Annotated in this window: 7 protein-coding genes and 1 rRNA gene; 3 read left to right on the top strand and 5 right to left on the bottom strand. The window is 72.4% G+C overall.

The annotated features are described in order from the left end of the window. Positions 1-85: ribosomal RNA gene (gene rrf / locus ACFVYF_RS37185) — 5S ribosomal RNA — on the top strand; the annotation flags it as partial. A gap of 117 nt (positions 86-202) precedes the next feature. On the opposite strand, the gene ACFVYF_RS37180 is transcribed toward rrf, so the two are convergent. From ACFVYF_RS37180 to ACFVYF_RS37160, 5 genes are read right to left on the bottom strand one after another with little or no spacing between them, the layout of a single operon-like run. Then, positions 203-1,513 carry a DUF58 domain-containing protein gene (locus tag ACFVYF_RS37180; protein WP_389462473.1) on the bottom strand — a complete coding sequence of 437 codons (1,311 nt, stop codon included), beginning with the start codon at positions 1,511-1,513 and terminating at the stop codon, positions 203-205. Beyond that, entirely contained in the window at positions 1,513-2,502 is a 990-nt protein-coding gene (locus ACFVYF_RS37175) for an AAA family ATPase (protein ID WP_389462477.1), read from the bottom strand. The genes ACFVYF_RS37180 and ACFVYF_RS37175 overlap by 1 nt, the downstream gene beginning before the upstream one ends. Continuing rightward, positions 2,502-3,695: a DUF4350 domain-containing protein gene (locus ACFVYF_RS37170; RefSeq protein WP_389462472.1), complete on the bottom strand. Its 1,194-nt coding sequence runs from the start codon at positions 3,693-3,695 to the stop codon at positions 2,502-2,504. The genes ACFVYF_RS37175 and ACFVYF_RS37170 overlap by 1 nt, the downstream gene beginning before the upstream one ends. Then, on the bottom strand, positions 3,692-4,510 hold the full coding sequence (locus ACFVYF_RS37165) for a DUF4129 domain-containing protein (protein WP_389462471.1): 819 nt from the start codon (positions 4,508-4,510) through the stop codon (positions 3,692-3,694). The genes ACFVYF_RS37170 and ACFVYF_RS37165 overlap by 4 nt, the downstream gene beginning before the upstream one ends. A gap of 4 nt (positions 4,511-4,514) precedes the next feature. Next, positions 4,515-5,855 carry a glycerophosphoryl diester phosphodiesterase membrane domain-containing protein gene (locus ACFVYF_RS37160; protein ID WP_389462470.1) on the bottom strand — a complete coding sequence of 447 codons (1,341 nt, stop codon included), beginning with the start codon at positions 5,853-5,855 and terminating at the stop codon, positions 4,515-4,517. A 140-nt stretch (positions 5,856-5,995) separates the two neighbouring features. Here ACFVYF_RS37160 and mtnA point away from each other — a divergent pair, with 140 nt between their 5' ends. Beyond that, positions 5,996-7,144 carry an S-methyl-5-thioribose-1-phosphate isomerase gene (mtnA, locus tag ACFVYF_RS37155; protein ID WP_389462469.1) on the top strand — a complete coding sequence of 383 codons (1,149 nt, stop codon included), beginning with the start codon at positions 5,996-5,998 and terminating at the stop codon, positions 7,142-7,144. Positions 7,145-7,148: 4 nt separating this feature from the next. After that, on the top strand, positions 7,149-7,838 hold the full coding sequence (gene mtrA, locus ACFVYF_RS37150; protein WP_220784158.1) for a two-component system response regulator MtrA: 690 nt from the start codon (positions 7,149-7,151) through the stop codon (positions 7,836-7,838).

Below are 7,838 nucleotides of genomic sequence, written 5' to 3'. Positions count from 1 at the left end.
TTACATTCCGAACCCGGAAGCTAAGCCTCACAGCGCCGATGGTACTGCAGGGGGGACCCTGTGGGAGAGTAGGACGCCGCCGAACAAATTTTGAAGAAAACCCCCGTACCGGGATTCCTGGTACGGGGGTTTTCTGCATTTCAGGGGGCCTCTTGGGAAAGAGGCCCCCCTTTTTCTTTGTGCTTACAGATCTTTCCGACGCTTACAGGCGGCCCGCAGCTTTCAAGGCCAGATATGCGTCGGCCAGAGCCGGTGCCAGTTCGTCCGGGATGGCGTCGACGACGGTGACTCCGTGCCGGCGCAGTTGTTCTGCCGTGCGATGACGTTCCGTCTGGGCCTGGGCCGCGGCTGCCGCCTCGTACACCGCCTCTGCCCGGCCGCGGGCGGTCGCCATGCGGGCGATGTACGGATCGGCCACCGAGGCCACCAGGACCGTATGGCGCTGGGTGAGGCCTGGCAGCACGGGGAGCAGGCCCTCCTCGATGGGGGCCGCGTCGAGGCTGGTCAGCAGGACGATCAGGGAACGGCGCGGGGCCGTACGGAGTGCTGTTGCGGTGAGGCCGCGTGCGTCGGTTTCGATGAGCTCCGGCTCCAGGGTCGCCATCGCGGTGACGAGGGACGGAAGGACGTCGCCTGCGGCTCGGCCCTGGACCAGGGCGCGGACCCGGCGGTCGTAGGCGAGGAGGTCGACGCGGTCGCCGGCGCGGGACGCGAGGGCGGCCAGGAGGAGGGCGGCGTCCATGGAGGCGTCGAGGCGGGGAGCGTCGCCGACGCGTCCCGCCGATGTGCGGCCCGTGTCGAGTACCAGGAGGATGTGGCGGTCGCGTTCCGGGCGCCAGGTGCGGACGGCCACCGTGGTCTGCCGGGCTGTCGCGCGCCAGTCGATGGAGCGGGTGTCGTCTCCGGGGACGTACTCGCGGAGGCTGTCGAACTCGGTGCCCTCGCCGCGGGTCAGCACGCTGGTGCGTCCGTCGAGCTCGCGCAGGCGGGCCAGTTTCGACGGGAGGTGCTTGCGGCTGGTGAAGGGCGGCAGGACGCGGACCGTCCACGGGACTCGGTGGCTGCCCTGGCGGGCGAAGAGGCCGAGAGGGCCGTACGAGCGGAGCGTGACGCGGTCGGCGTGGCGGTCGCCGCGGCGGGTGGGGCGCAGCCGGGTGGTGAGACGTCGGCGCTCGCCTGCGGGGACGGTGAGGCGGTGGCGGGATGCGGCGACCTCGGTGCCCGGTTCCCAGCTGCTCGGGGGCCAGGCGTCGCGGAGGCGGGTGCGCAGCGGGCGGCCGGACGGGTTGGTGACCGTCAGGGTGACCTCCGCGGTCTCGCCGAGGCGTACCGAGGTGTCGCCGGAGCGGGTCAGGCCCAGCCGGCGTACGGGTGCTGCCAGGGCGAAGTCGCAGGCGCAGGCCAGGGCCAGCGGGCCGTTCACCGCGAGGATGCCCGTCCAGCTCGGCTCCCAGATGCCTACGGGGAGGGAGCCGAGGGCCGCCAGGAGGGCGGCGCGTCCGGTGAGTGCCATCAGCGGGGGACGGGGACGTGGGCGAGGATCGCGTTGATGACCGAGTCGGCCGTCACGCCTTCCATTTCGGCCTCCGGTCGGAGCTGGATCCGGTGGCGGAGGGTGGGCAGGGCGAGGGCCTTCACGTCGTCCGGGATGACGTAGTCGCGGCCGGTCAGCCAGGCCCAGGCGCGGGCTGTGGCGAGGAGCGCGGTCGCGCCGCGCGGGGAGACGCCGAGGTTGAGGGACGGCGATTCGCGGGTGGCACGGCAGATGTCGACTACGTAGCCGGTGATTTCGGGGGAGACGGCCGTTTTGGCGACGGCTGTGCGGGCGGCTTCGAGGTCGGCGGGGCCGGCCACCGGGCGGATGCCCGCGGCGCGGAGGTCGCGCGGGTTGAAGCCCCCGGCGTGGCGCGTGAGGACGTTGATCTCGTCCTCGCGGGACGGCAGAGGGATCGTCAGTTTGAGGAGGAAGCGGTCCAGTTGGGCCTCGGGGAGGGGGTACGTGCCCTCGTACTCGACCGGGTTCTGGGTCGCGGCGACCAGGAACGGTTCGGGGAGCGGGCGCGGGGTGCCGTCCACCGTGACCTGGCGCTCCTCCATGGCTTCGAGCAGGGACGACTGGGTCTTGGGCGGGGTGCGGTTGATCTCGTCGGCCAGGAGGAGGTTCGTGAAGACCGGGCCCGGCTGGAAGGAGAACTCGGCGGTGCGCGAGTCGAAGACGAGGGAGCCGGTGACGTCGCTCGGCATCAGGTCCGGGGTGAACTGGATGCGCTTGGTGTCGAGTTCGAGCGCGGACGCCAGGGCGCGGACGAGCAGCGTTTTGGCTACTCCGGGGACTCCTTCGAGGAGCACGTGTCCGCGGCAGAGGAGGGCGACGACAAGACCGGTCACGGCGGGGTCCTGGCCGACCACGGCTTTGGCGATCTCGGTGCGCAGGGACTCCAGGGAGGAGCGGGCGGTGGCCGCGTCCCCGGCGTACCCGGCGTTGTCAGTGGTCGGGTCCATCATGAACGGCGTACCTCTCTTTCGAGGGCGTCGAGTTGGTCGGCAAGTGCGATGAGGGCCGCGTCGTCGCTGGGCGGCGGGCCGAAGAGGAGGGAATGCGGGGCCTGTCCGTCGCCCTGGAGGTGGGCGGACAGGGCGGGGAGCAGGGCCTCGGGCGCGTGCGCCTGGGCGGGGGCCACGCCGACGAGGGGGGCGAGGCGGGTGCGGGTGGTGGAGCGCAGGGCGCCGGCCGCGCGGTCGCGGGCGTCGGCCTTGCGGTAGAGGCGGGCGCGGCCTTCGACGGTCTCGGAGGCGCGGATCGCCACGGGGAGGCGTTCGCGTACGAGGGGGCCGAGCCGGCGTGCCCGCCAGAGGGCGGCGAGGGCTGCCGCGATGAAGAGCTGCAGCGTGCCCCAGAGCCAGCCCGAGGGGAGCAGGTCGAAGAGGCTCCGCTCGCCGGTGTCGGTGGCGGAGGTGTCGGAGAGCGAGGGGAGGTACCAGACCAAGTGGGGGCGGGAACCGAGCAGTTGAAGGGCGAGGGAGGCGTTGCCCTGCTCGTCGAGGCGGTCGTTGAAGAGGATGTCGGGGGCGCCGAGCAGGACCGTGTCGCCGTCCTCGGAGGCGGCCGGGATGCGCAGCAGGGTGGGCAGGCCGTCGCTGGGGTAGCAGGCGTCGGCCTCGGGGTCCGCGGTGGAGTAGCGGATGCCGCCGGTGTCCGCCGTGCCCGCGCGCCGGGCGGCCGGCAGCTCGCAGTCGGGGGACAGCGTCGAGTCGAAGCCGGTCGCGAGATCGGCGGTGACTCCGGGGGCGAAGGTGCCGACGGAGGCCGACTCGGGGGCGATCAGGACCGTACGGCCGCCGGAGTTCTCGGTCGCGGTGTGCAGGAGGGACTGCTGACGCGGGGTCAGGAGATCGGGGGCGGCGATCAGGAGTGTGGTGTCGGGGCCGACGGCGGCGCGGGCCGCGTCCGCGGTGGTGACCACGCGCGTGGACACCCCCCGGTCGTCGAGGAGTTCGGCGACGGCGCGGCTGCCGTAGGGGTCGGGGGAGCGCGGGTCGAGTCGGCCGTGCTGGGAGCTGGAGCGGACGGCGGCGATCGCGATGCCGGCCGCCAGGAGGATCACGAACGCGAGGAGGACGCCCCGCGAGCGGGTCCACACCTGGCGGGCGGTGGGCGAGGCCGTGGTGGACGGAAGCGTGGCCTCGGTGGTCATTCGGCGGCTCCCTGGCCGGCGTTGTGGGCCGTGCTGTGGACGCTGCTCGCGAGGGCCGGCTTGGCGCGCTCCAGGTCGCGGTCGAGTGCCGTGAGTCTGCGGTACGTTCCTTCGCCGGCCGATCGTCCGCCGTATGTCACGTCGTCGAAGTCCCGGGCCGCGGTGCGCAGTCGGTCCGCGTGGGCGGGCAGGGTGCGGCCCGCTTCGGCGGCCGCCTCGTCGGCGGTGCGGCCCGGCCGGGGGTCGAGGAGGGCGCGCTCCTCCAGAGAGCGGACGACGGCACGCATGCGTTCCTGGACGGCTTGGTTCCAGTGGCCCTGGGCGGCGTGTGCCTCCGCGGCCGCGCGGTGTTCGGCGGCGCTGCGGGGACGGTCGTCGAAGAGCGCGGCGGACGACACGGGGGCGCGGCGCGGGGTGCCGAGGCGCCACCACAGTGCTCCTACGACAGCCAGCACCGCGAGCACGATGACCACCAGGCCGAGCAGGCCGCCGGGGGTGCCGGTGGAGGCGGCGCCCAGGAGCTTGTCGACCCAGTCCCAGAAGGCGTTGAGGGCGCGCTCGAACAGGCTCTGGTCGTTCTCGTGGTACATCCGCTTGGACAGCTCGCGCCGGGCGGCCTCCCGCGCGGGGTCGCGCGGGGTCGTCAGCGGTGGTTCGTCGCCGGAGCGTGCCAGTGACAGGGCCCCTGAGAGCCCGGTGTGCGACAGCGTGAGTACGGCTGTGTCGGCCGAGCGCGACAGCCACTGTGCCGTCGTCTCGCCGGCCTGTGGCAGCGCCGTCACCGCTGTTGTGAGAACTCCCCCCGCGGGACTCACCGCATCAGCTCCCCGGGGTGGTGCCTGGGCCGGTGGTGCCGTAGCCCTGGAGGCCGGCGGCGCGGGCCAGGTCGAGGTCGAGGGCCTCGCGGCGGATGCGCTGGTCGATGTAGAGCAGCACGGTGACGCCGGCGTTGATCGGGAAGGTGAGCATGGATCCGATCACCGAGCCGATCCCGCTGATGATGAGGAAGGTCCAGCCGAGGCCGCCGGTGCCGTCGACGATTCCGGACACACCGTCGCCGCTGAACAGCCCGGCGACCACGGCGAACGGGATCACGATGATCATCGCGATGATGTTGGCGATGACGGTGGCCAGGAGCTGGATTCCGAAGACGCGCCACCACGAGCCGCGGACCAGCTTCGCGGAGCGGCTCAGGGACTTCCGGATGCTCTGCTTCTCCAGCATCAGGGCGGGCGAGGCGAGCGAGAAGCGGATCACCAGCCAGATCGCGACGACACTCGCCCCGAGGCCGCCCAGGACCGCGAGGGCGGCGCCCGCGCCGGCCGAGCCGGCGACGGCGACCAGGATGCCGGGCGCGACACCTACGGCGACGAGCCCGACGCCGATCAGCAGCAGCAGGAAGATCAGGCCGAACAGCCGCGGCAGCCGGGGACGGGCGTCGCGCCAGGCCTCGGCGGTGGTCACGGACTTGCCGAGCACCGCGCGGCTGGTCACGGTCGTGAGCAGGGCCGTGGCGAAGACGGTGCCGACCAGGGTGACCAGGGCGACGACCCCGGACTCGGTCATCGAGTCGCCCAGGGCGCGGCCGAGTTCGCCGGCGGTGGCGCTCGGGTCGTTGAGGACGTCCGCACTGCCGGTGTTGTCCAGGACCAGGCCCCGGAGCAGCACGACGATGATCTCCGTGACGACGGCGACGGTCAGCGAGATGCCGAGGACCGTGCGCCAGTACGTGCGCATGGTGGAGACCGCGCCGTCGAGGATCTCGCCGACACCGAGCGGGCGGAGTGGGATGACGCCGGGCTTGGCCGCGGGCGGGGGACCGCCCCAGCCGCCTCCCCAGCCGGTGGGGGCGCCGCCGTATCCCCCCGGCGCTCCGTAGCCAGGGCCTGTGTGGCCGCCAGGGCCCGCGGGGGGACGGCCGCCCCAGCCGGGGCCGGGGGACGGCTGTGGCGGGGTCCCTGGGGGGCTCTGGGGCGTGGGCGCCGTCCACTGGCCGGCCGGGGGTTGTTCCTTGGACCACTTCGACGTGGAGTCGCTCGGGTCCGTGCCGCTCTGGTCCGTGCCGCTCTGGTCCGTGGGCTGCGCAGGGCCGGTGGTGCCCGGCTCCTGCCCGTCGGAGGGGGCAGATCCGGGCGAGGCCCAGCCCGGAGTGTCGTTCATCGTCGCTCCTTCACGGTGCCCGTCCGCGGGCGCGGCGGCAGGTTGGCAGCCATCGTGCCACGGTGTGTGCGGCCGGGGACCAGGGGTCGTGTGGGCTGCACACCTTCAATTGTCTGCCGGGTAAGGGGCAGACTGGGCGGATGGCTGATCAGTACGCGCAATCCGGCGAAGACAACCGGCCGACGGAGATACCGGCGATCCGCTGGGAGGAACCACCAGAAGGCCCGGTCGTGGTCCTTCTCGACCAGACGAGGCTGCCGGCCGAGGAAGTCGAGCTGGTGTGCACGGATGCTCCCGCGCTGGTGGAGGCGATCCGCTCGCTGGCGGTGCGCGGGGCACCGCTGCTCGGCATCGCCGGGGCGTACGGCGTCGCGCTCGCCGCCGTACGCGGCTTCGACGTGGACGAGGCGGCCCACGCACTGGCCGGCGCCCGGCCCACCGCCGTGAACCTCGGGGTGGGGGTGCGCAGGGCCCGGGCCGCGTACCGGGCCGCCCTGGCCGGCGGCGGTGATCAGCGCGAGGCCGCGGGGGCCGCGCTCACCGCGGCGCGCCTGCTGCACCGGGAGGACGCCGAGGCCAGCGCGCGGATGGCCGGGCACGGGCTGGCGCTGCTCGACGAGCTGGTGCCGGGCGGCGGGCACCGGATCCTGACCCACTGCAACACCGGGGCGCTGGTGTCCGGCGGGGAGGGCACGGCGTTCGCGGTGGCCCTCGCGGCGCACCGGGTGGGGCAGCTGCGCCGGCTGTGGGTGGACGAGACGCGGCCGTTGCTGCAGGGTGCGAGGCTGACCGCGTATGAGGCGGCGCGCAACGGAATGGCGTACACCTTGCTCACGGACAACGCGGCGGGTTCGCTGTTCGCGGCCGGAGAGGTGGACGCGGTGCTGATCGGAGCCGACCGGATCGCGGCCGACGGTTCGGTGGCGAACAAGGTGGGGAGCTATCCGCTCGCCGTATTGGCCCGGTATCACCATGTGCCGTTCATCGTGGTGGCGCCGCTGACGACCGTGGACCTGGACACCCCGGACGGGGCGTCCATCGAGGTCGAGCAGCGCGGTGGACATGAAGTGACAGAGATCACAGCACCACAGGTGCCGGTGGCGGGGGCGGAAGCGGGAGGCGGGATACCGGTGGCACCCCTGGGGACCCAGGCGTACAACCCGGCGTTCGATGTGACGCCGCCCGAGTTGGTGACGGCGATCGTCACCGAAGAGGGCGCCGTGTCGCCCGTCACGGCGCAGGCGCTAGCCGAGCTGTGTGCCAGGTCACGCCAGGTAACGATTAGCTAATGGGATGATGTCGTTTATGAAGGGACGAGTCCTTGTCGTCGATGACGACACCGCACTGGCCGAGATGCTCGGCATTGTGTTGCGTGGTGAAGGTTTTGAGCCGTCTTTCGTAGCCGACGGCGACAAGGCGCTGGCCGCTTTCCGTGAGACCAAGCCCGATCTGGTGCTCCTGGACCTGATGCTGCCCGGACGGGACGGTATCGAGGTGTGCCGCCTGATCAGGGCGGAGTCCGGGGTGCCGATCGTGATGCTCACGGCGAAGAGCGACACCGTCGATGTCGTGGTCGGCCTCGAGTCGGGCGCCGACGACTACATCGTGAAGCCGTTCAAGCCAAAGGAGCTGGTGGCACGGATCAGGGCGCGGCTGCGCCGTTCGGAGGAGCCGGCACCGGAGCAGCTCACCATCGGTGACCTGGTCATCGATGTGGCCGGTCACTCTGTGAAGCGGGAAGGGCAGTCGATCGCCCTGACGCCGCTGGAGTTCGACCTGCTGGTGGCGCTGGCCCGCAAGCCGTGGCAGGTGTTCACGCGTGAGGTGCTCCTGGAGCAGGTCTGGGGCTACCGGCACGCGGCGGACACCCGCCTTGTCAATGTCCATGTCCAGAGGCTGCGCTCCAAGGTCGAGAAGGACCCGGAGCGGCCGGAGATCGTGGTGACCGTCCGTGGCGTCGGTTACAAGGCCGGACCGAGCTGA

Source organism: Streptomyces sp. NPDC058274 (genome assembly GCF_042881375.1).
In the GTDB taxonomy this organism is placed as follows: domain Bacteria; phylum Actinomycetota; class Actinomycetes; order Streptomycetales; family Streptomycetaceae; genus Streptomyces.
The sequence above is the reverse complement of the archived record's forward strand: the minus strand, read 5'-3'. Positions and strand labels throughout refer to the sequence as shown.